This window comes from Bacillus sp. GW823-FHT06A11, from assembly GCF_058795355.1.
In genome coordinates this window covers 43,302-64,895 of record NZ_JBXAHS010000003.1, presented here as the reverse complement: position 1 = coordinate 64,895, position 21,594 = coordinate 43,302, and the positions used below count along the sequence as shown (strand labels likewise).

The window sequence follows — 21,594 nt, the reverse complement described above, 5'->3', positions numbered from 1 at the left end:
ATATTTATGGTTTAAAATTCCAAATAAAAGAGCACTTGTTTCCGCAAGTGCTCTTTTGGGGATTTTGAGATACCCTATTAACGAAAGTTAAAGTTACTTAAAGTTAAAAGGTATTTATATTATATGCTTGTCCTTTTTATTTGTGCATAATCAATATATAAACATCTTTAATCATTCTTAATAACTTTTAGTTATCGTTCTTTCTTACATTTTATCATTAAGAAATTGATTGAAGGTTTATTTGCCATGTTCTTATTTGGTTCATCAATTTCCGAAACTTTTACTAATCTATATTGATTAAAATCTTTTTTTATAGATTCAGAATCATAAAAGAACATTTTTACACCTTCCATTATCTCATAATAATCTTTATCCAACTGTTTTCCTTTTCCGTACATGGGAGCTTTTTTAGAAACAGTTGTAAAAACCATATATCCGCCTGGTTTTAACTGATTATAACAATCTTCAATAAATTTCTCTCTTTCCTGTTCATTCAACAAATGAAGAAGTGCATGACTAAATATCCCATCATACAGTTTATTATCAAAAGGCATTTCGTTTACTGAACCGTGATACATACTAACATCTTCTAGTCCGTTTTCTCTTGCTAAATCGATCGCTGTTTTCGAAATTTCAATACCTGTTACATTTATACCATTATCGATAAAAACCTTTGCATTTCTTCCATATCCAATACCCGGAACTAATATATTCTTAACGTTCTTTTCAAGAAAAAAATCTTTTGTCAAAATTGCAGATTCTGTAGGTTCAAATCCCCACATCGTTTGTTTTTCGATAAAACTTGATTCCCAAAATTCCATTATGTATCTATCTCCTTATTTTCAATCCATTTTTAGTATCACATTAAAAACTTATAAATTTTAACGCTGCGTCTACCTATGCCAAATTAGTTTTTTACCACATTCACTATAAGTCCATTGAATATAGCACAATTATAAGCCTATATCTATTATAATGATTGGTTTAAAATCCACCCTATTTTATTAATCCTTACGTTTGTAGAAAAATAAAAAAGCCAATACTTCCGTTATAGTATTGGCTTTTTCTCACGAGAAATTATCTTTTTATATTGTACCGATCTAATACTTTTTCTAACATTTCTAAAGTTATTGGTTGTGCTTCTTTTATTAATTGATAACCAATACGACCATTCGGTTCCGCTGTAACTTGCTGTAAACTCTTTACGTCATGAATCCCTTTTTCTCTTAATTCCATATAAAGTTGTTGTTCCGACATTTTTGCCTGCATCAAATTCTCTTTTACAATCTCTCCGTTTTCAACAATTATAATGCTACTTCCATTTAAAAATTGTTCCACCTTCCTTGATTTCAATTCAAAGAAATGAATGATAAGTAATATGCTTGCAAATATGATAGCCGCAAATATAGATGGGACTACTTTTCTACTTAATACAGGTTCTACAATAATACGGCCAATTGATACAACTATAATGATTTCAGCTCTTGTCATTTGGCTCACAGATGTACTACCTGTCATTTTCAAAACAATTATTCCAGTAAAAGTTAATATAATACTTTCCAAAATTATATTCATAACTACCCAATCCTTTAATGGTGTATTTTACTATCATTCCCATCAAAGGTGTGTTTTACTTACCTATTAAGTTGTTAAATCCTTCAGACCATGATGGAAATAAAGGTGTCCATCCATACTCTTTACGTGCCTTATTATTGGAAGCTCCTCTTTCCCAACTATTTTTCCCATCTTGAACTTTAGGCTGAGGTGCCCCTATCGCTGCTGCATATATTGGTAACCATTCTTTACTAGTTGCTGGATAATTATCTACAATATTTACGATTCCTGCAGGCCAATTAAGGGCTAGCATAGTAGCTCTTGCAGCATCTTCAACATGTATAAACGAGCTTATCCCGTCTGATGCGATAATTTCATTATTACGAACTTGATTTGCTATTAATCCGTTTTCCGCATACCATGTTCCTGGTCCGTATAATGTGCCGTAACGAAGTATAACCGATTCAGGTAACTCAGTAACAGCTTTTTCTAATTTCAATATGCCATTAACAGTGACTTGCCGAGGCATAGAAGCAGTAATATGTAGTGAGTCTTTTTCAGTCGCAAATGTATCCCCTGATTCATACGCCCATGAAATACTTTGAGCGATTATTTTCTGTACCCCTACATTTTTAGCGGCATCGACAAGGTTACGAGTGCCTTTTGTTCTAATTTTTGCATTATCCTCAAAATTCCATGAAGACAATGACGTTAATTGATGAATAACTACATCGGGATTTGTTTCTTCTAATACAGAAAATACAGCCTTTCTATTAAATACATCAGCTATTACTGGTATGGCACCAATCTTTTTCATTGCTTCTACTTGCGAAGTATTACGGATCATCGCAAAAACTGTATGCCCATTTTTTATTAACATTGGCAATAAAGAACGTCCTATTACACCAGTTGCACCTGCTACAAATATTTTCATATATGTTCCTCCTCATTTAGTAATCATAAATGTGACGAAACATTTGTAAGGTATGTGACAAATATTTGCTTATTTTTTTCGTTATTCATATGAAACATATACTTTTAATGGTTTAATTATCCCTAAACTCAATTCATCAAAGCATTCTATGAGTGAAGTATAATGTATTTCATGTTGAAAGATCTCTTCTATAAATGGTGTTTTTCCTATTTCTTTAAAAAACCAATCTGCATGCTTTTGATAATCGTATCCGTCACTTGATCCAATGATTTGCAATTCTTTCTGATAAAAGTTAGCAATTAATGTTAGTTCTTCTATATTACCATCAGACAGTATACATATTTCACCATTAGTTTTAAGAGCTTTTTGCAAAGTATGGAACCCACTATTTGTAGCAGAACATTCAAAACCATAATTATATGTTTCTATTATTTTCTCTTCTGAATCATATATGTTTTTCGCACCAAACTTCTTTGCAAAATCTTTTCTATTTTTATTAGGCTCAACAACATCCACGTGCTCAACGCCTACATAGTATTTTAAGAAATAACAAGCGAGTAAACCAATAACTCCCATTCCAGTTATAAGTACTTTTTCATCCTGTCGCAGGTTTAGTTTCAATACTCCTTTAGCGGCATCACACGAAAGAATAGATAATAAAGCAACTTTAGGTTGTATAGAACTAGGCACTCGAATTACTTTATAACCCTTAACTATCCCTATCGTTTCATGTCCATAAAAAGAAACTACTTTATCGCCTACGTTTACATGTGTTACTTTATTACCAACTTGAATCACTTCACCATAACTTTCATATCCAGTTTTTCTTGGATAAAAAGGATTCGTATCTGTAACATCGGATCCATTATACTGTGGTAACTCGGCCCCAATGCTTATCGCTCCTGCGATTGTTTTAACGATAATTTCATCGTCCTGTATGTCCTTAATTTCATTTGTTTCCCACTCAAGTTGTTTAGGCCCTTTTACAATTAACTTATATTGTTCCATTTATATCCTCTCTTTTTATAAAGATGTTATAAGTAATATTGTTATCCATCTAGATTTCGACTAAATTTATTTACCTAATAGATGATAAATTACCCTTGCCCAAGTTTATACCTTTAATGCTCCTGTACATTTCTGTTCAGCGTCTAATACTTTAAAATTACTATTCTGATAACATTTTAAGAAAAGTTGTTGCCGCCCAAATGAAATACGCAAGTTGTGTCACGATATACATCGTAATTTCAAAACCTGTAAGCTTTCTTTCCCTTTTTATTTTCTTTAAATATCTATAAAAACAAAATGAACATAAAATCAGTAAAACAATAGACATTTGATATAGATTTTCCACTAAAAGAACTGCCATTTATTTCATCACCTTTCCAATAAAGTGAAACTTTAATCAGTGGGGGTTTTGTTCATCCTTCACTGATTATCAGCCCTCACCAGTCGGGATTTAACGGGATAAAAAATATATAGTTCAAGCATATCATTTTAACGGAACGAATTACCACAATTTTCAAATTGAATAAACTTCCTAAGTAAAAGAAGTCACTTTTCGGAAATGTTTCAATACAATATTATGTAATTCAATACTCACTATATAATATTAGATTAGGTTTTCTTTTACTGTACATGCTTAGGAGGAAGTTTTACATGCAATTGATTCATAACATACAAAAAACGTTTAATAACCTATGTAACTACGATACGGTCAATTTAATACACGCTATTCAATCATTAAATATTTCACTTCATAAAATATCTCCTTTTATTACTTCACCAGTTAATCTTGAATACGGAAGGAACGTTATCTATCAGTCTGAATTTGTAGAGATTTTAGTATTAAAATTCCCCAGCAAAGCAAAGACTTTTGTGCACGATCACGGAATATCTGTAGGATGTATACTAATAGTCAATGGTACGCTACAAAATATAACGTACGAAAATAATAGCGAGCGGATTGAAGAGTTTACAGAGGGAAATATTTTCACAGTAAAAAAAGATACTGTGCATAAAATGTATAACGCTACAGATTCAACAGCAATAACATTTCACGTATATTCCCCACCATTAAAAGATGTACAAATATATGAGTAGCCTTTAAAAGGAGGAAATATGCAAAATTTGAAGGATTACTATATAAAGAGCTTACAAGATGGTCGTAACGTTTGGCTCTATGGACAAAAAGTAGATGTAACTACAGACAAACATTTTGCAGGTACATTAAGTACCATTTCTAATTTATTTACATTGTTTGATGACCCCATACGAAGAGATTCTATTGGATATGTGAGCCCAAAAACGAAAGAATTTGTTCATACTGCATTTTTAGTTCCGAATTCCTATAATAAATTATTAATGAGAAGAACTGCATTTGAAACGTGGAGTTATGCTACAGACGGTGTAATGAGTAGATTATCTGATTATGCAAGATCGAGACTTACTGGCTGGTACGTATCAAGATATTTTTATAAAAAATTCGATGCACAGTTTCCAGATAAAATTACATCTTATTATGAAAAAGCGAGAGATAATCACTTGTTCTTAAGTGTAGTTCAACGTGACCCACAAATAAATCGTTCTACAGAATCAATATTGAATGCAAAAAATTTAGGGTTACTAAGAGTTACGAAGGAAACTTCTGATGGAATTTATTTAAATGGTGCAAAAATGGTAGGTACTGCTTCTCCTTATTCAAATGATTTATTAATCTATCCATTAGCAAAACTGACTGATACTCAAAAAGATTTAGCTCACTTTCTCATTGTGGCAGCCAATTCCCCTGGATTACATATGGTTTGTAGAGAACCATTTGCGAATGCAAACTCAAGTACAGTTGATTCCCCTCTTAGCTCACAGTACGATGAAATGGATGCACTATTAATCTTTGATAATGTATTTGTACCATGGGAACGTGTCTTACTGTATAACAACCCTGAAGCATTATGGAAATTAAAGTCAGATATAGCTTCTAGTAGTTTAGCTTATCATCAAGCAATTGTACGATTAGTAGTAAAACTAGAATTTATAACTGCAATTGCTTGTGAAATTGCTGAAGCGATCGGTGCTACTACTTATTTGCATGTTCAAGAGAAGCTTGGGGAATTAATTATGCAAATCGAAACAATTCGCGCACTTTTAATTGCTGCTGAAGTTGAAGGTACTACAAATAAAACGAAAACTTATTTGCCGAATTTTAAATATATCGAAACTGCAAGGAATCTTGGTTCCAAATATTATCCCCGTGCAATAGAAATTTTACAATTAATTGGAGCAGGTGGGTTCATTCAACTTCCTTCGAGCTCAAATGACTTCCAGAGTCCTATAGCTGATTTATTGAAAAAGTACTTTAAAGGAACTAATATAGATGCCGAACAACGCACAAAATTATTTAAGTTAGCCTGGGATACCATCGGAAGCCCCTTAGGATCTAGACACGAATTGTATGAAAGATTTTATGCTGGAGATCCAATACGAAATACAGCTATGCAATATGTAAATTATGATAAAAATCACTTTAAAAAGATGATAAGTAAATATTTACATTGATGAAAAAGAGCACTCTTTGCTAAGAGTGCTCTTAAAAAATATATAATTATCCAATTACATATATAATTGCTCCGGCCACAACTGCTACTTTTCTCTGTAATGGTTTCATCTTATTCACTTTTATTTTTATAATTCAGCTTTATTACTTCTGGTATATACTTCCTATCATATTTTCTCGTATAGATTTCTCTATCAGGAGTAACTAATTGTAAAACAATCTCACCATAAACCCCATCTAGTATTTCAAATTCACCTTGTGCATTTGAAATACTGCGTTCCTTACTTTCAATTGAATCTTCATATATTTTCACATTAAATATAGGTTCGTTATTTTGATCTACGATAATACCTCTTGAATACTTAGCAACTGCTATGCATTGATCCTCTTTTTTATAATATGTAATCACAACAATTGCACCTGCCACTATAGCGCTACATACAAACAAGAGAATGATTTTGCGCCTCACAACGAACCTCCTAATTCAAATTATTCTTTTCTAAACTGAAAATTAAACTGTCTTAATTGCTTGATTTCCTCAATTACTTTACGAATACCTTCTTCAATCTTATCTTCTTTTACATTCGAAACATTTAACTTTAACAGTTTTTCTTTAGGAAAATTCCTCATATAATTCTTATCAATAGTATCGACACTTATTTGAATGTCACCTAATTTTTGTATAAGTGTTTCTGTAACTGTGTTTTTCTGCATTTCTAAACAAGTGTGTATTCCAAATGTGTTTTGTCTATTATATGTAAATAATGATGGATTTTCATTTTGCACTTTTTCTAATGTTTCTGCTAGTTTTATTGATCTATTGTAGTAGGAAGAATTAATTTTACTTTTATGACGTTCAAACATACCGCTCTTTATATAAATTTCTAAAGCCGCTTGAGAAATCATTGGACTATCAATATCTAGTATCTTTTTGTATGTATAGAACGCATTTGCAATGGATGGTGGGATGACTGCAACTCCAACCCGTAAACCAGGAAAAATAATCTTCGAATAACTTTTCAAATATATGACATGACTACAATTATCCAAGCTATATAACGGATCTGCTTTTGAATCAGTTTCTAAATCTGCTAAATAATCATCTTCCACTATAAATACATTGTATTTCTTAGCCAATAGTGCGATTTTTTCTTTCTCATCTTTAGAATAAGAAGTTCCAAGCGGATGATGATATCTCGGTATCGTATAAAAGAATTTTATTTTTCCAGTTTGAAATATTTGCTCCAATTCATTCAAATCGATACCTTCATTCGTACGTTTAATACCGATTACAGGAACTTTATTTATTTCTAGATAATCAATATATAGATGATATGTTGGCTGTTCAATTAATACAGTTTCATTTCCATTCGGAAATGGTATAGAAGTTAATATAGCAAGCGCCTGCTGCACACCTGATGTTATAAAAATATTGTCTTCTTTCGTGAACACTTGATAATTTGCCAACTGTTTTTGAATGACTGGAATTAAAGATGGTAACCCTTTCGGTGTTCCGTATACGAACAAATCATTTTTATAAGTATCAATAGCCTTATTAATGCAATGCTGAAAATCTAAATATGGGAAAACATCTGGATCTGGTGCTGAAGAAGCGAAATCAATTATCTCGTTATTTTCTATGGTACTCCCAGATTTCTTAACAACGTAGTATCCACTTTGAGGGACAGAATATATAATGTGACGCTTTTCTAATTCATGAAGCGCACGTATAACTGTTGCCTTATTACATTCATATTGCGTAACGAGTGACCGTATAGACGGTAATTTCTTTCCTTCTTTTATATCTCCATTTTGAATCATATTTTCAATGTCATTTAAAATATGTAAATACTTATACATATTACACCTCCTTCAGCAATTCTATATTTGATTCCATCGGTTTTCTATTCATATAGCATTCATTCCTCAATTAGTTAATTTTCCGATCATCTATATCGTAAATCCCAATAGCATATGAATCATTTTCAATCCATTTCTTTACTGCTTCTATTTTAAGTACAACTTCAACTTCTTTTTCTATTTTCTGTCCAAGTTCTCTCGCCCCTACTTCATCATCGCTAATCTTAGTTTTTATATCAATGGTAACAGGTTGATTCTTTTTATAATTTATTTGCTGAATACCAAACCCTTCATATCCATTTTTTCTGAATACATCATCAAATATATGTCCAAAAACTTGATTCCATCTACTCTCTGCCTTTACAACTTCTCTATTTCTTTGAGTTATATTGATTTTATAAGACGTTACACCTTGTATCACCAATCTTTTATTAATATCATTTTTTATTTCGTTACTATCTTCGCTATCAGCAATCTCTAAATCTACTATCCTTTCTTTTTCATCTCTTATAGCAGCACTAAAAAAAGATTCCTCCTTTACCGCTGCTGTGGCAATATCCATCACTATAGAATCTTCACTTTTAGCATCTTCAATGTCATTCTCACAGGCACATAATAAAGCAAATGGAAATAAAAGTACAAGTAACTTCTTTCCCTTTCTCATGTAGCACCCCTCCAAACATTTTCATTTACGATAAACTTTTTACTTTGACATATAAATACCTTCTTTAATTATTAAATTTAACATTATTTCACATTTTCCCCACTTAACAAGGAAATTACAATTAATAAATAGAATATCTCTATGAATAAATAAAAAGTGAGGGATATATAATGCAACGTGTAAATACGATTGATATTAGTAATGTACTACAATTGGACAAAACTCTTTCGACTTTATTAAATAAAATGATTTCTTCAAAACTAGACCTTGAAAATTGGTTAAAAGAGCAGTCAAAAGTAATTTGGGACATCGAAGAACAATTAAGATCACATTACATCGCCTTTCAATGTAATACGGATGATGAAGAAATAAAGGATACTTTTGAACATGATCAACAATTTGTAAAGCCACTTTTAAAGCGGTACCAAAATTTATTGGATAATAAATATTTAGAGTCACCTTTTCGAATGGAATTAGATTCTAACGTATATGGTTTATTAGATACAAAAATAAAAAACGCTCAAAAGTTATTTTGTGAGGAAAATATTGAATTAGAAATAAAGGAAGACAAATTAATCACAGAGTACTTTGAAATCACTGGAGGATTAAGTGGAATTTGGGACGGAGAAGAAAAAACGATAACAGAATTACAATCCTATTTACAAGATTCGAATCGTGACACCCGTAAAAAGGCAAAAACCATTATTTCTGAAAAATTTTTATCTGTTGAAAAAGAACTCCAAAACATATTAAATCAATTAATTGAAATTCGCCATCAAAAAGCAAAAAATATTCAACTAGAGAATTATCGCGATTATATGTTCAAAAAATACGAGCGTTTTGATTATTCAGCGAAAGATTGCTATGAACTAGCTGAATCCATACGTAAGTATGTTGTGCCTCTTAAAGATAAAATATTGCTAGAGAAAAAAGATAAACTGCAAGTTGATACGCTTCGCCCGTGGGATGTATCAGCTGTAACTCCAGATCAAAAAGTACTTAAACCTATTGCAAATGAAAATGATTTAATTGAAAAGAGCACTCATATCTTTAATAAACTAGATGTTGAATTTTCAGCACTTTTAAACCGAATGTATAAACACAATTGTCTTGATTTAACAAGCCGCAAAGGAAAAGCAGCTGGTGGCTTTTGTGAGTACTTACCAGCTTCACAATTATCTTATATTTTTATGAACTTAAATTATACACAAGATGATATTGTCACTTTTATACATGAAATGGGTCATAGTATTCATAACGAACTCATAAAACCATTAAAATTACGACAGTATATAGAAATTCCAGCTGAAACAGCTGAGCTAGCCAGTATGACAATGGAGTTATTCTCGCTTAATTATTGGGATACCTTCTATACAGACAAAAAAGATTTAAAACAAGCAAAAATTAACTTCTTTAAAGATGTTATTTCATATTTACCTATTATGCTTATTGTCGATCAATTTCAACACTGGCTGTATGAAAATCCAAGTCATACTTCTGAAGAAAGAAATGAAAAATACTTACAACTTCAAAAACATTATCAGTCTAGCGTCATACATATTGATGGCTACGAAAACTGGATAGCAACGAGTTGGCTACCTGTACTCCATATTTTTGAAGTACCATTTTATTATATTGAATATGCGATCGCCCAACTTGGTGCATTACAAATGTATAAACAATATAAAGAGGAACCTAAGCAAGCACTAGAAAATTATAAAAAGGCATTATCACTAGGAAGCTCGCAATCTATAAAAGAAGTGTATGATGCAGCCGGTATTCGTTTTGATTTTTCTGGTGAAACAATTAAAGAACTAATGCTATTTGTAGAAAAAGAATTAGAATTACTTGAGCAATTATAAGAAGAAAGCTGCACCTATATTTTTGGTGTAGCTTTCTTCTTTATTTTATTAATCAGCTCTATGTACTGAGTATCCCCATATCCGATTGTTGGAAAAAGATAAAACAACTTTATTAATAATTCACGAGTTGATAAATCTTTATTTTTAGAGATGAATTTCATTACTGCATTATCTTCTGTTAACATTTCTAAAAATAAGTCTATAGCCTGATACATTACAGGTGGTACCTTATGAGAGGTCTTTTTATGGTTTACTAATACTTCATTGTATATAGAAGAATAATTCCCCAATTCAAGTTCAATTTGATTTACTTTAAATTCATCCTCTCTAAAGCTATTTAAGTATACCTTCCCTTCATAAGCAGACTGTTCAAGGTGAGAAAGTATGGTAAGTAGGTTCATTTGGCAAAACATATCTTCACCAAACCATAGAATAATACATTTATACTTTTTCGTAAAAAGGTTTTCTAACGGATCTATAACCTTTTTTATATAACTTTCTACTGAACTGTTATGTCCTTTCGCTCTTGTTTTAATAAACTCTTCATTAAAAACTTGAGTAGTAGCCGAGTTCACACACATTGCCTCATTAAATGGTGCATAATCAGAATCACCCATTAGCTTTTCGTTTTTAAATTCTTCATACATAACTTGACCATTTAATATGTTAAGTACCTCTTTATCAAATAGCTCACTCTTCCTATTTGGTAACTGTTCAACCTCTATTTTTCTAGAAATATTCATTTTAAACACCCCTTCTTTATTTAAATTTAGTTTAACAAATGATTGAATAGGCATTTTGTTAAGTTGGTATTCTCTTGGATTCATTCCAAAAACATTTTTGAAAGCTCTACTATAAGCCTCTTGGGAAGAGTAATCGTAATCCAACGCTACCTCAATTATCTTCCTACCTTTCTTTAAATCTTCCGTAGATAAATACAACCTTCTAAGAAGAATATAACGTCTAATACTGAAACCCGTTACTTGATGAAATTTAAAAGAGCAATAATAAGGAGAATACCCCATGTAACGAGATAATTCATCTAATGAAAATCTCTTTTTTAAATTGCTCTCAATCCAATTAATCATCTGCTGTATATGTTCATTCATTTCCTTCACTCCTTATTTAAAAGTATAGGAGAAGTGCGTTTCTTTCTTTTGATATTTCTTGTGTTTTATAACATGAGCCTTTCTCTAAAGTCTTTATAATCTATATATAAGTATTAATTTTATATTTTTTCATCTATCTTATTTTGTCATACCTTCTATTCATTTTTCAATTTAGCGTTAATGAGTATGTTGGCAACACCTTACTAATTATCAAAGGTCAATTTACATCATATTTCATTTTAAAGGATTTCAAAAATTAAACACGAATTTTATAAAATAAAATTCTTTTAATTCCCAAGTTAAAAAATTAAGGTTTGGAAAGGACGTTTCAATGAACAAGCTAGAAAAAGAAATACTTCAATTCATAAATGAACAGTATCCGTTGAATTTTATTAACATTAAGCCAATAACAAATGAGATGTATGAATGTCTTACAGAACAAGGTACATACTTCAGTAGAATTACAAACTACAAAACATATGAAGAACAGATAGAGGAAGTTTTATATACAAATTTTTTATATCAAAATGGTTTAGGTGTTCCACCAATAATCCCTTCATTACAAGGGAATTTTGTAGAAAAATTCACATTAGACAAGGAGATTTTTGCTGTATTATATAAAGCTGCTCCTGGTATACATTTACCAAGGTCTGAATGGAATTCTAATATATTTAAAAAACTTGGTAAACAAATTGGAAAATTACATCGTATATCTAAAAGCTTTGAAAAGATTAAACCAGTAAAACATATAAACGATTGGTATGAAAATGAAGAATATAATTTTCTTAAATATATCCCTAAAGAAGAAAATACAATAAGAGAAATTGCATCTGACGTTTTAACTTCCATAAAAGAGCTACCAAAATCCCCTTCAAATTACGGCTTAATACACGGAGATTTATGGTTAGAAAACATTTTAGTCGAAAATAATTCAAACTTAACAATGATAGATTTTCAAGACTGCGAAAAACATTTTTACATATTCGATTTAGCCGTTCCTATTTATAGTGCGATAGAATATTCATTTGCTGGAAATGGGAATATCGTTGACTATGAGTATTCTATTACAAAAGCACTATTTGAAGGCTACCAAGAGGAAAATGAGCTACCAAAAGAGATGAAAGACAAGTTTCCGTTATTTATTAAATTAAAGGAGATTTTTGAATATAGCTTAATGCATATGTATTGGGATAAAGAAGAATTAACGGAGGAACAAGTACGGATTATGAACCTTTATAGGATGAAGATCGAAAATAAGAATACCTATATCAATATTTAAGAATGCTGTTGTTTAACTGCAAGGAAACTTTGGTTAAACAACAGCATTTATTAATTAGCTGACAACCTTTTTTATGACTTATAAATACTGATTCAATAATCTTCTCAAATACACTTCATTTTGCGGTGATACTTTTTCAGAAAATCTAGCTGCAATAATAATAGGAGCCCATTGAAAAACTTCATCTCTTGATATGCCGGTACGACTGCAATATATATGTAAATACATCTCAGCTAATTCTACCGAAGATTTTGAGTACAACAAGTATGTTCGAAATACATCTGCGCGAATATCACCTGAACTAGCATCTACCCAATCTATAACTTTCACTTTCTCTTCCTTACTCAAAATCAAATTAAATGGATGAAAATCTCCATGACATAGCCTAAAATCAAATGTAATAAAATCTAATTTTTGTAATATATCCTTCTTTTTGCGTTCATCCAATTTATGCACAGATTTAATTTGACGCTCTAACCTTCCCCTCATTAACTCCATTTCATCTGTATTCACATGTATAGCATGGATCTTTTTTTGCTCATTAACACAAAGGCTGATATAACGCTCTGCCTCATTTAAATTATTAAGCAGAAGATCACCAATGTTGTCCCCTTTTACATGTTCCATAATAATTGCCTGTCTATTTTGTATCTTTTTCACTTCAAATACGTTTGGAACTGGCAACCCACATGAATACGCATATTTTTGTTTTTTTGCTTCATTCATAGACTCTGTATCTGGGAGGTAATCTTTCAATAATTTTACAACCTTATCATCAGTTAAATAAATTTCTGCTGTATTCCCTTTTGCAATTGGATTACCTAAAACCACTTTATTTCCCCCCTTAACATAAATTAGAATAACACCTTATACTTCTCTTTAAATTCACTATAATCCTAGCTAAAACCTTCTTCACGAATATACAAAAAACTTACCGCTTTCCATCCTTAAATAGAAAGCGGTAAGTTTAATTGTTTAGGAATATCCGAATGAAACTCTGATGTATGCACAATTGAAAATGTATATCCTTGCTCAATAAATGATACTTCATTACGTTTACATTCAAATGGTACACTATTTTTCTTAAAGTTATTTTGGATTCGCTGTAAAAATGCGACGTCTGGTGTTCCGAAAGAAACGTGTACTTTCGGTGATAGAGCTTTCATTGCAATTGGAATCCAAGGTCGCTGCCACCAAGTCGCGACGATATATGCAGTGCCACCTATAACAAAGTTAAAAATATCCCCATCTTCCATCGTTTTCATATTTAGATTTGATTTTAACCATTCCGTAAAAACAGGTACACTTTTAACAGGAAGACCAATTTCCCTTACGTATAAAATGTTTAAAGGTGAGTGTGGTACTAATACATCCTCTTTAACATAACTATGTGCGATAATTTCGAGTAGATTTCCATCTCCGTCTTTAAAGTATAAATTGAATAGACCATTCTCTTCACCAATTACATTTCCATTTTGCCATTTTACAATGAGTAATCCAGAGTCCTTTAACCATTTTGCTGTTTCATGGAATTTTGAATATGGGATTTCAAAAGCAAAATGTGCAGGTGCGATTGGTTCATACACTTCTTGAAAACTAATTGTTGTATAAGGTGTTACTTCAAATTGAATGAAGGATGCTGTTTCTTTTTTTATTGGAAAAGATAATATGTCCTTATAAACTTGTTTTACCCCTTCTATGGAAACCGTTTGTAGTTTTATATCTGATATATGTGTAATCACTTTACATTCCCCCTCATTTCTTATTATCTATTCGTATTGTATTACACTTATAAATAGATAAAATCAAACGGAAGGATGGATTTTTCATATAGAAACTACAACTTTAGTATGAATATGTTAGCTTCTTTTATTGCTAGTACACTAACGTTTCAAAACAAATATCCTCCATATTTCGGTTTTTAATTAACACTTTACTTATTTCTATTTTTTCAAATTTCCCCTGCATTGTTTCCATATAAAAAAGCTGCCTTTCCTTAAATGAAAAGCAACTTTTACGATAAAATACATTAAGGTTTTACAGCAATAATCATAAATCTTTTTGAATTAGTACGAATCCCTTTTTCAGAACTATACGTATCAATGAACTTTTGTAAAATAGTAAAATCCTCTTCCTGTTCTCCAAATCTAGGAATAATAGGAGTATGTTTTAATAAGAAAATGAGATCTTCAGACCTACTGTAATAATTAGTAACATCATATTCACGTACTTGCACGAGATCAAATCCTGCACTAATAAGTTCATTCATATACTTTTCTTTTAAAGTACCATCCCGTTCACCTAAGCATTGTCCTCTACCAAATGCTTCTTTCAGGTTTAATTTATCATTCTCACTTACTTGTTGTGTTAAGAAAAAGGCACCCTTTTTCATTACTTTTGCTAACTCAGATGCCAGAAACGGGGCATGACAACTTGAAGTAATATCAAAATGTGCATGTGGAAATGTTAAAGCTTCAGAACCCATTTGAAGAAACTCAACATTTTGTACACCTGATTTTTTCAAGTTAGAATGTGCCGTCTCAATCATGTCGTTAGAATTATCAATTCCAATCAACAATTTAGCTGATGATGCTATGTTAAGTACATTTTCTCCTCCGCCTGTACCAACATCAAGTAAAATATGTGATGGTTTACATCTTTCTTTTACCTCACTATAAAAGTCCCATGTATCTCCTACAGTTTCACATTTTATTTTGCTAAAATCCCATCCATTTAATCTTCCTACTTTATCATAGAAGCTTTTATACTCTAATTCGTTCATCTTATTACTTCCCCTTTGTAAAAATAAATTAAATATGTATAATAACCTACGACACTCCTTAATTATATATTATAAAATACAAATTATTAAAACAATATTTCCCTTCACACTACAATAAGTTTACATAACATTTTTATGGTTTATCTTTATCTATATATTCTAAATGCCCTCTTCCCCAACTACACATACTATCCAAAACAGTACTGACTGTTTTTCCATGTTCAGTTAAGCTATATTCTACTTTAGGTGGTATTTCTTGATAAATTTCGCGTTTTATTAGTTGATCTTGCTCTAATTCACGTAATTGCTTTGCTAACGTCCCTTGAGATATATCTGGTATTAATTTCTTTAATTCACCAAAACGTTTCGTTCCATCTGTTAGCAAAATAAATAAAATGAGTGGCTTCCATTTCCCACCGATTATTTGTAATGTTGCTATTACTCCTTTTAACTTCGGTTCTTGTAAATCCATTTTTCTCACCTCTCCTCAGATATCATAAAGTGAAACTTTAATCAGTGGGGGTTTTGTTCATCCCACACTGATTATTAGTTGAACCAATCGGGCTTTTACGGGCAATTGATCTCTTACCTAACTTCCTTACATTTTCCTAACTTTGAGGTGGGAGTTTTACTGCCCGTTAATGCGGGATAAACCATATTTAGAAATTTTTCCTATTACTTATCCGCATGTATAGCGATTAGTACGAAATTTGCGACTATGTACATACAAAGTGCGTACTTTTCACTTGCTACCTTTTAGCGAATAATAAAAGCATAGCAGTTATATTCTAATTTTTTTATTAAAGGAGTGGCTAAAATATGTCTATTACTACATTAAAAGATAGTCGTATCGTTATTATTGGCGGGAGTTCTGGTATTGGATTAGCAACAGCAACACAAGCAATTAAACAAGGTGCACATGTTATTATTGCCGGACGCTCGGAAGAAAAATTAAAAGTTTCTCGAGAAGTAATAAATAACAATCATCTTCAAACTTATATATTGGATAATCAAAATAAAGAGCAATTACAAAATTTTTTCAAGATAGTTGGGAACTTTGATCATTTATTCACACCGGGAGCCTCTTACACACTTGGACCGATTACCTCTACAGAGGAAATTGCTGAAAGTAGCTTCATCGGAAAGTTTTGGCCTCAATATTATGCCGTAAAATATGCAATTCCTTTTCTTTCAAACTCTGGATCGATTGTGTTAATGTCTGGTGCATTTAGTCAAAGACCACTTAAAGGGGCACCTGCTTATGGAGCTTGCAATGGTGCTATTGAAAGTTTAGGGAAAGCTTTAGCTGTAGAATTAGCTCCTATTAGAGTTAATGTTGTTTCTCCTGGAACAATACAAAGAGAGAATGAACAAAACGAAAATAGACTAGCTGCTTATGAATCTTATAAATCTCTTTCTCTTGTAAAAAGGCCTGGCCATAATAATGAAATTGCACATACTGTTCTATATTTAATGCAAAATAGTTTTACTACGGGTAATGTATTGTTTCCTGATGGAGGGTACACATATCATTAAATTATTTAAGACAAAAGCCCCTTATTACGGCGGCTTTTGTTGCTCATTTAAACATTGCTGAAATTTCCAATTAGATGATTACATTACTTTAGTACCAACTGGTTGGTTTTTAGATGATTCATTACAATCCGCTCATTTTGTACATTTGCAAATAAAATTGTGCTAGTAGTTGACGAATCGAATCTCGAAGTAATTTGTCTTGATATTTATGGATAAGTTTCCAAAGAAAAAAGGCATATAATTAATGCCTTTTTTCTTTATCATTATTTAACTGGATAACAAACTTCTGTAACCCACTTATTAGGATCCGATTCCATCGCTGGGCTCACATGATAAATATTAAACATCGGGCCTGCTAATTTGTAACCTTCTGTCTCAATCCATTTTGCCGCAGCCTCATTTACAGCTGTCATCTGTTCATAACTTCCATTAACTGTTATAGAAGCTACATTGGTTGATTTCATATTTTTAAATGTAACGTCTTTTGTATTTTCGTGCTTACCTAGAATACTTAGCTGTATTTCTATATCTACATCATTTTCTTTGTATTCACGATCATGGAAAACCGCAATACTATAACTCGGATGGGCAATACTAATATTTTTCATTTGAATTTCTTGCATTAATACACTCCATAAATCACCTTCGCAATTATACGATGGAATAATCTTTCTAACACTAGCTACAGTTCTTTCTGGAATTTCTTTTATTGAAACATGATAATTCATCTCAACAACATCCTCTCTCATCGTTTTCATTGAGTCTTCGAGGAGACGTAATTGTTTTTGGAGGTTATTCATGTCTTCTTTAATTTGAGCACTACGATTTAAAAATTGCTCTTTTATGCTATCTACATTATCGCATTCTATTATTTCTTTGATGGTAGCAATATTAAACCCCATAGCTTTTAATGTTTGAATTTGATTTACCTTTTTTAATTGGTCAGCTGAATAAAATCGATATCCACTCTGCTCATCGACTTTTACTGGTTGTAATAATTCCACTTTATCGTAGTGTCTCAACATACGTATACTAATGGAAGATAGTTTCGAAAAATCCCCTATTTTAAACATGATTTCCTCCTATAAGTTACATCTACTTTGAAGCTCAACTTCATCATAAACAATGACATTATGTGAGGGTCAACTATTTTTAACGATTTAAATAACAATTTAACATGTTATATTTATATAATTAAAAACCTATATTCCTGTTTTTATGACTACTGCAATTGACAATCCATCACTAGTTATTTTTCTCAAGACATTCATAAACCGCCATCATATCTCGTTTATCCAACTCACGAATACGATTAAAAATTGGTATTTGCCCAACAGCTTCTGTTAATACGCTTTCATTCACAACATCACTTACTTTTCCAGTTAACCACGTTTGTACATCCACGCCCTCGACAACTTCTTTTAACCCTTCGTCATTAATACCACTTGCATTACAAGTTACACATGGAATTGTTAGTTTAAAGACACCATCATGTAGATTATCTTCGGTTATCACTTTCTTACCTTTACAAAATGGACATGGATTACTTTTTTTAATTTTATTAATTTGGGTAAATATTTTTTTGTATCCAAACGCTTCGTATACATACGTAAGTTTTTTATATTTACCATTTGTGAAATACTTATTTATAATGTTTTCTCTCGTTTCATAAACATTAGGGAAATCACAAACAGTTACTTGATTATTAACACTAATGGATTCGATATTTCCTTTTATTTCACCCCAGAATGGTAAAACATTTTGTAACACCATTTCATAGTTTGAAAAGCTTGCTTGTTCTAATTCAAACATTTTCAATGCAACTTGTGCTTTTCTTGGCAATAAAGAAACATCTTCTGTCAATACCATATCGCCACCAACAATAGATTTCAATTTAACAAGTGTCGGTAAATCACCAACTGTTTTCAATACTTCATTAATAGGCTGATTGATTATTTCACGAATATCTACGTTACCAAATTTAAGTGGTTTATGATGATTTAAAACCGTCCCCTCGCAAATTGGACATTTCATCATTTTTTTTGAACTTTTAATTTCTTCTTTAATAGGTGCTTTTGAAATAACAATATATCCACCAATAATTGTATTAAATCCTACCCATGTTCTGCGTGTCTTTCCTTTTTTATCATAAAATGATTTTTCAAAATACCCGTACCAAAACGTATGCTTTTCTTCTTCTGACATATCATTATAGCTCTTTGACAAATCGTGACCAAGCTCATTTTTTATTTCTTCGAATAGAAATTCTATTTTTTCATGCTGATAAAATTTTAATACCTTCATGATTTCTGGATCGAATAGCCCATCCCAAAATGGAACACTTTTATCTTGAATGGCAATATCTTTATCAAAAACTTCAATTTGAAGACGTCCAGAACAAGATGGACAATGATTGTCCTGTGAATAGAAATCAAAACTTCTCGTATCTTTATTAATTGGATGAGCAGCTACAATATGATTAATTAATCCACCAATCTCATATAAGAAACTATATTGACTATATAAATGTCTTTCAAGATCAATAGCAATAACAGGTGCGATTGTATTAGATTCATATTCACCATAAATTAACCTAGCCATTGATGATAAACTTTTTAAAATACCGCCCTTATAAATATTTTCGGCATTTTTAAAATAGTTAATATGATTTTCTTCTAAATAGTGAACCCCTTTTTTCTGCTTAAGCATTGAAGAGATGTGTATTTTCTCTGTGCTATTCACATTACTTTTTTGACGATAGTAATCCTCATGATTGACAACATCCAAATGCTCTATAGATTCATTCTGCCTTTTTCCAAAATCAACTATATAATCAGAGCTTTCTAACATGTAACGATTATGCTCAATCATAATGATCGAAACTGATTCATCTTGCAGAATACCTCTAATACTATCGATAAATTGATTTAAAATATTTTGTGATAAACCTTTTGAAGGCTCATCAAAAATAAATAATGTATGTGGATTTCTAGTGTTTGCAAATAATTCCGAAACTAAATGAACACATTGAAACTCACCTGTCGATAATGTTTGTGTTTTTCTCTCTAATGTTAAATAGCCAAGCCCTAATTTAATTAGTAGGCTCAAACGTTTATAAGCGATATCTTCATTTGGAAGTTCATCAATAATATCCTCAATCGAGCGCTCAAAAATATCATCAATGTCTTCACTATACTTTGTCAGTTTCTTTTTAATATCTAGGAAAGTTGCTACAGTTGATCGACTTGTAATTGATTGATTTCGGTCTTGTCCTACCATAACTAATTTATCTTTTGGATATCGTTTCAAAAAATCTGTAGCTAGACATTCGTTGACAAGTGTAGATTTCCCACATCCTGATTCTCCTGTAACTGTTACAAGCCTGTTTTTAGGAATTTGAAACTCAGCCATTTGGATATTACGGCAATATAAATCATACAATGTATAATATTCTGTTGGTATTTCTTTATTTCGATCCCACAGTATTGACTTTGGTCTTGGTGATTCTTCCACAATTTTCCCGCCATATTTTCCGCTACCAGGTCCAAAGAACAATTGCTCATCAGTTGTAACTAGTACTGTATCTGAATGATCAATAAGCCAAATTTGATTTTTACACCCTAATCGTTTAATCTCTTCTAAAATTTGTAATAAAGTTTCATGATCAAGTCCAACTGAAATCTCATCAATAATAATTACAGCATTTTCACTTACTGCCATGAATTCGGCCAAATAAAGTCGTGTTAACTCTCCACCTGATAACGTACCCATAATTCGATTTAATGTTAAATAACCAATGTTCATATTAATAATATTTTGCAGTATATGCTGTTTTTCTTCACTAATATTTAACTCTTTTGCTAGTGAAAGAATAGATTCAATACTTAAATCATTAATATTTGAGATTGAATGTGGCTTGTCCAACAAATCAATTTCATGTTGTTCAATTTCTTCACTATAACGTTTTCCCTTACATTTTTTACACTCAACATTTTTTGTAGTACCACGGCCTTTACAACCAGTACACCAGCCTAATTGATTATTAAATGAAAAGACCTCTGGAGAAAGATTAAATACCTCAGCAAGTTTTTCCCGAACCTCTGTAAAAACACCAGTTTGAGTACCAATCGTTGAACGCGGATTAGACGAAATCGATGATTTTCCTAGAAAAAGTACTAAAGGTATTTCTTCCATCTTAATGGCACTAAAATTTGTTTCCATAATGTTAGGAAATAAATATTGATATTCAGCCTTTGGCAATAAAGAAACTAATCGTTTTTTTGATTCTTCACCAATTGTTTGGCAAAAAGTTGTTTTACCCGATCCAGATAAACCAGCAATTCCAAACGATTTATTAAACGGTATAGTTGCATCTAATTTATTTATGTTATTAGCAATTAATTGATTTACTTTCATATTAACCTCTATTCTTATTTATTCACAAAAGCATTTTTACAATAC

20 protein-coding genes are annotated in these 21,594 nt (G+C 31.3%); 5 read left to right on the top strand and 15 right to left on the bottom strand.

The features are described from left to right. Positions 1-191: 191 nt before the first annotated feature. From AC1Q8L_RS14295 to AC1Q8L_RS14275, 5 genes are all read right to left on the bottom strand, one after another. A complete protein-coding gene (locus tag AC1Q8L_RS14295; RefSeq protein ID WP_000397611.1) occupies positions 192-821 on the bottom strand; it encodes a class I SAM-dependent methyltransferase in 630 nt (209 codons plus the stop codon). A 256-nt stretch (positions 822-1,077) separates the two neighbouring features. Further along, positions 1,078-1,575: a DUF421 domain-containing protein gene (locus AC1Q8L_RS14290; protein WP_001021414.1), complete on the bottom strand. Its 498-nt coding sequence runs from the start codon at positions 1,573-1,575 to the stop codon at positions 1,078-1,080. Between the two features lie 55 nt (positions 1,576-1,630). After that, a complete protein-coding gene (locus tag AC1Q8L_RS14285) occupies positions 1,631-2,488 on the bottom strand; it encodes an NAD-dependent epimerase/dehydratase family protein (RefSeq protein WP_000689430.1) in 858 nt (285 codons plus the stop codon). Between the two features lie 81 nt (positions 2,489-2,569). Then, entirely contained in the window at positions 2,570-3,496 is a 927-nt protein-coding gene (locus AC1Q8L_RS14280; protein WP_000438845.1) for a zinc-dependent alcohol dehydrogenase, read from the bottom strand. Positions 3,497-3,656: 160 nt separating this feature from the next. Further along, positions 3,657-3,857 carry a hypothetical protein gene (locus AC1Q8L_RS14275; protein WP_000279697.1) on the bottom strand — a complete coding sequence of 67 codons (201 nt, stop codon included), beginning with the start codon at positions 3,855-3,857 and terminating at the stop codon, positions 3,657-3,659. A 290-nt stretch (positions 3,858-4,147) separates the two neighbouring features. Here AC1Q8L_RS14275 and AC1Q8L_RS14270 point away from each other — a divergent pair, with 290 nt between their 5' ends. Both AC1Q8L_RS14270 and AC1Q8L_RS14265 read left to right on the top strand, forming a co-directional pair. After that, positions 4,148-4,591 (top strand): cysteine dioxygenase, encoded by a 444-nt coding sequence (locus tag AC1Q8L_RS14270; protein ID WP_001176002.1) that lies wholly within the window; start codon positions 4,148-4,150, stop codon positions 4,589-4,591. A gap of 18 nt (positions 4,592-4,609) precedes the next feature. Next, complete coding sequence (locus tag AC1Q8L_RS14265; RefSeq protein ID WP_001180378.1) at positions 4,610-6,043, top strand: 4-hydroxyphenylacetate 3-hydroxylase family protein; 1,434 nt, start codon at positions 4,610-4,612, stop codon at positions 6,041-6,043. A gap of 110 nt (positions 6,044-6,153) precedes the next feature. Here AC1Q8L_RS14265 and AC1Q8L_RS14260 read toward each other — a convergent pair whose 3' ends face one another. The 3 genes from AC1Q8L_RS14260 to AC1Q8L_RS14250 all read right to left on the bottom strand — a co-directional run bounded on the left by AC1Q8L_RS14260 (position 6,154) and on the right by AC1Q8L_RS14250 (position 8,565). After that, a complete protein-coding gene (locus AC1Q8L_RS14260) occupies positions 6,154-6,510 on the bottom strand; it encodes a hypothetical protein (protein WP_001253117.1) in 357 nt (118 codons plus the stop codon). Positions 6,511-6,530: 20 nt separating this feature from the next. Next, positions 6,531-7,901 carry an aminotransferase-like domain-containing protein gene (locus AC1Q8L_RS14255; RefSeq protein ID WP_000280111.1) on the bottom strand — a complete coding sequence of 457 codons (1,371 nt, stop codon included), beginning with the start codon at positions 7,899-7,901 and terminating at the stop codon, positions 6,531-6,533. Positions 7,902-7,971: 70 nt separating this feature from the next. Further along, a complete protein-coding gene (locus AC1Q8L_RS14250; protein ID WP_001225390.1) occupies positions 7,972-8,565 on the bottom strand; it encodes a DUF4030 domain-containing protein in 594 nt (197 codons plus the stop codon). A 170-nt stretch (positions 8,566-8,735) separates the two neighbouring features. Here AC1Q8L_RS14250 and AC1Q8L_RS14245 point away from each other — a divergent pair, with 170 nt between their 5' ends. Then, entirely contained in the window at positions 8,736-10,427 is a 1,692-nt protein-coding gene (locus AC1Q8L_RS14245; protein WP_001190012.1) for a M3 family oligoendopeptidase, read from the top strand. Positions 10,428-10,441: 14 nt separating this feature from the next. Here AC1Q8L_RS14245 and AC1Q8L_RS14240 read toward each other — a convergent pair whose 3' ends face one another. Continuing rightward, on the bottom strand, positions 10,442-11,536 hold the full coding sequence (locus tag AC1Q8L_RS14240) for a helix-turn-helix domain-containing protein (RefSeq protein ID WP_025118315.1): 1,095 nt from the start codon (positions 11,534-11,536) through the stop codon (positions 10,442-10,444). A 331-nt stretch (positions 11,537-11,867) separates the two neighbouring features. On the opposite strand from AC1Q8L_RS14240, the gene AC1Q8L_RS14235 reads away from it, so the two are divergent. Continuing rightward, on the top strand, positions 11,868-12,815 hold the full coding sequence (locus AC1Q8L_RS14235; RefSeq protein WP_001037123.1) for a phosphotransferase enzyme family protein: 948 nt from the start codon (positions 11,868-11,870) through the stop codon (positions 12,813-12,815). 78 nt (positions 12,816-12,893) lie between these two features. On the opposite strand, the gene AC1Q8L_RS14230 is transcribed toward AC1Q8L_RS14235, so the two are convergent. From AC1Q8L_RS14230 to AC1Q8L_RS14215, 4 genes are all read right to left on the bottom strand, one after another. Then, positions 12,894-13,646, bottom strand: coding sequence for an aminoglycoside phosphotransferase family protein (locus AC1Q8L_RS14230; protein ID WP_000242844.1), 753 nt, complete (start codon positions 13,644-13,646; stop codon positions 12,894-12,896). A gap of 116 nt (positions 13,647-13,762) precedes the next feature. Further along, positions 13,763-14,557, bottom strand: coding sequence for a VOC family protein (locus AC1Q8L_RS14225; RefSeq protein ID WP_000627922.1), 795 nt, complete (start codon positions 14,555-14,557; stop codon positions 13,763-13,765). Positions 14,558-14,844: 287 nt separating this feature from the next. Next, positions 14,845-15,597 (bottom strand): class I SAM-dependent methyltransferase, encoded by a 753-nt coding sequence (locus AC1Q8L_RS14220; RefSeq protein ID WP_001003868.1) that lies wholly within the window; start codon positions 15,595-15,597, stop codon positions 14,845-14,847. 133 nt (positions 15,598-15,730) lie between these two features. After that, positions 15,731-16,069 (bottom strand): winged helix-turn-helix transcriptional regulator, encoded by a 339-nt coding sequence (locus AC1Q8L_RS14215; protein ID WP_000365523.1) that lies wholly within the window; start codon positions 16,067-16,069, stop codon positions 15,731-15,733. A 347-nt stretch (positions 16,070-16,416) separates the two neighbouring features. Here AC1Q8L_RS14215 and AC1Q8L_RS14210 point away from each other — a divergent pair, with 347 nt between their 5' ends. Beyond that, on the top strand, positions 16,417-17,133 hold the full coding sequence (locus AC1Q8L_RS14210; protein WP_000029101.1) for an SDR family oxidoreductase: 717 nt from the start codon (positions 16,417-16,419) through the stop codon (positions 17,131-17,133). 263 nt (positions 17,134-17,396) lie between these two features. On the opposite strand, the gene AC1Q8L_RS14205 is transcribed toward AC1Q8L_RS14210, so the two are convergent. Together AC1Q8L_RS14205 and AC1Q8L_RS14200 are read right to left on the bottom strand one after the other, a co-directional pair. Next, positions 17,397-18,206 (bottom strand): MerR family transcriptional regulator, encoded by an 810-nt coding sequence (locus AC1Q8L_RS14205; RefSeq protein ID WP_000472642.1) that lies wholly within the window; start codon positions 18,204-18,206, stop codon positions 17,397-17,399. A 172-nt stretch (positions 18,207-18,378) separates the two neighbouring features. After that, entirely contained in the window at positions 18,379-21,549 is a 3,171-nt protein-coding gene (locus AC1Q8L_RS14200) for an ATP-binding cassette domain-containing protein (RefSeq protein WP_492339449.1), read from the bottom strand. Positions 21,550-21,594: the final 45 nt, after the last annotated feature.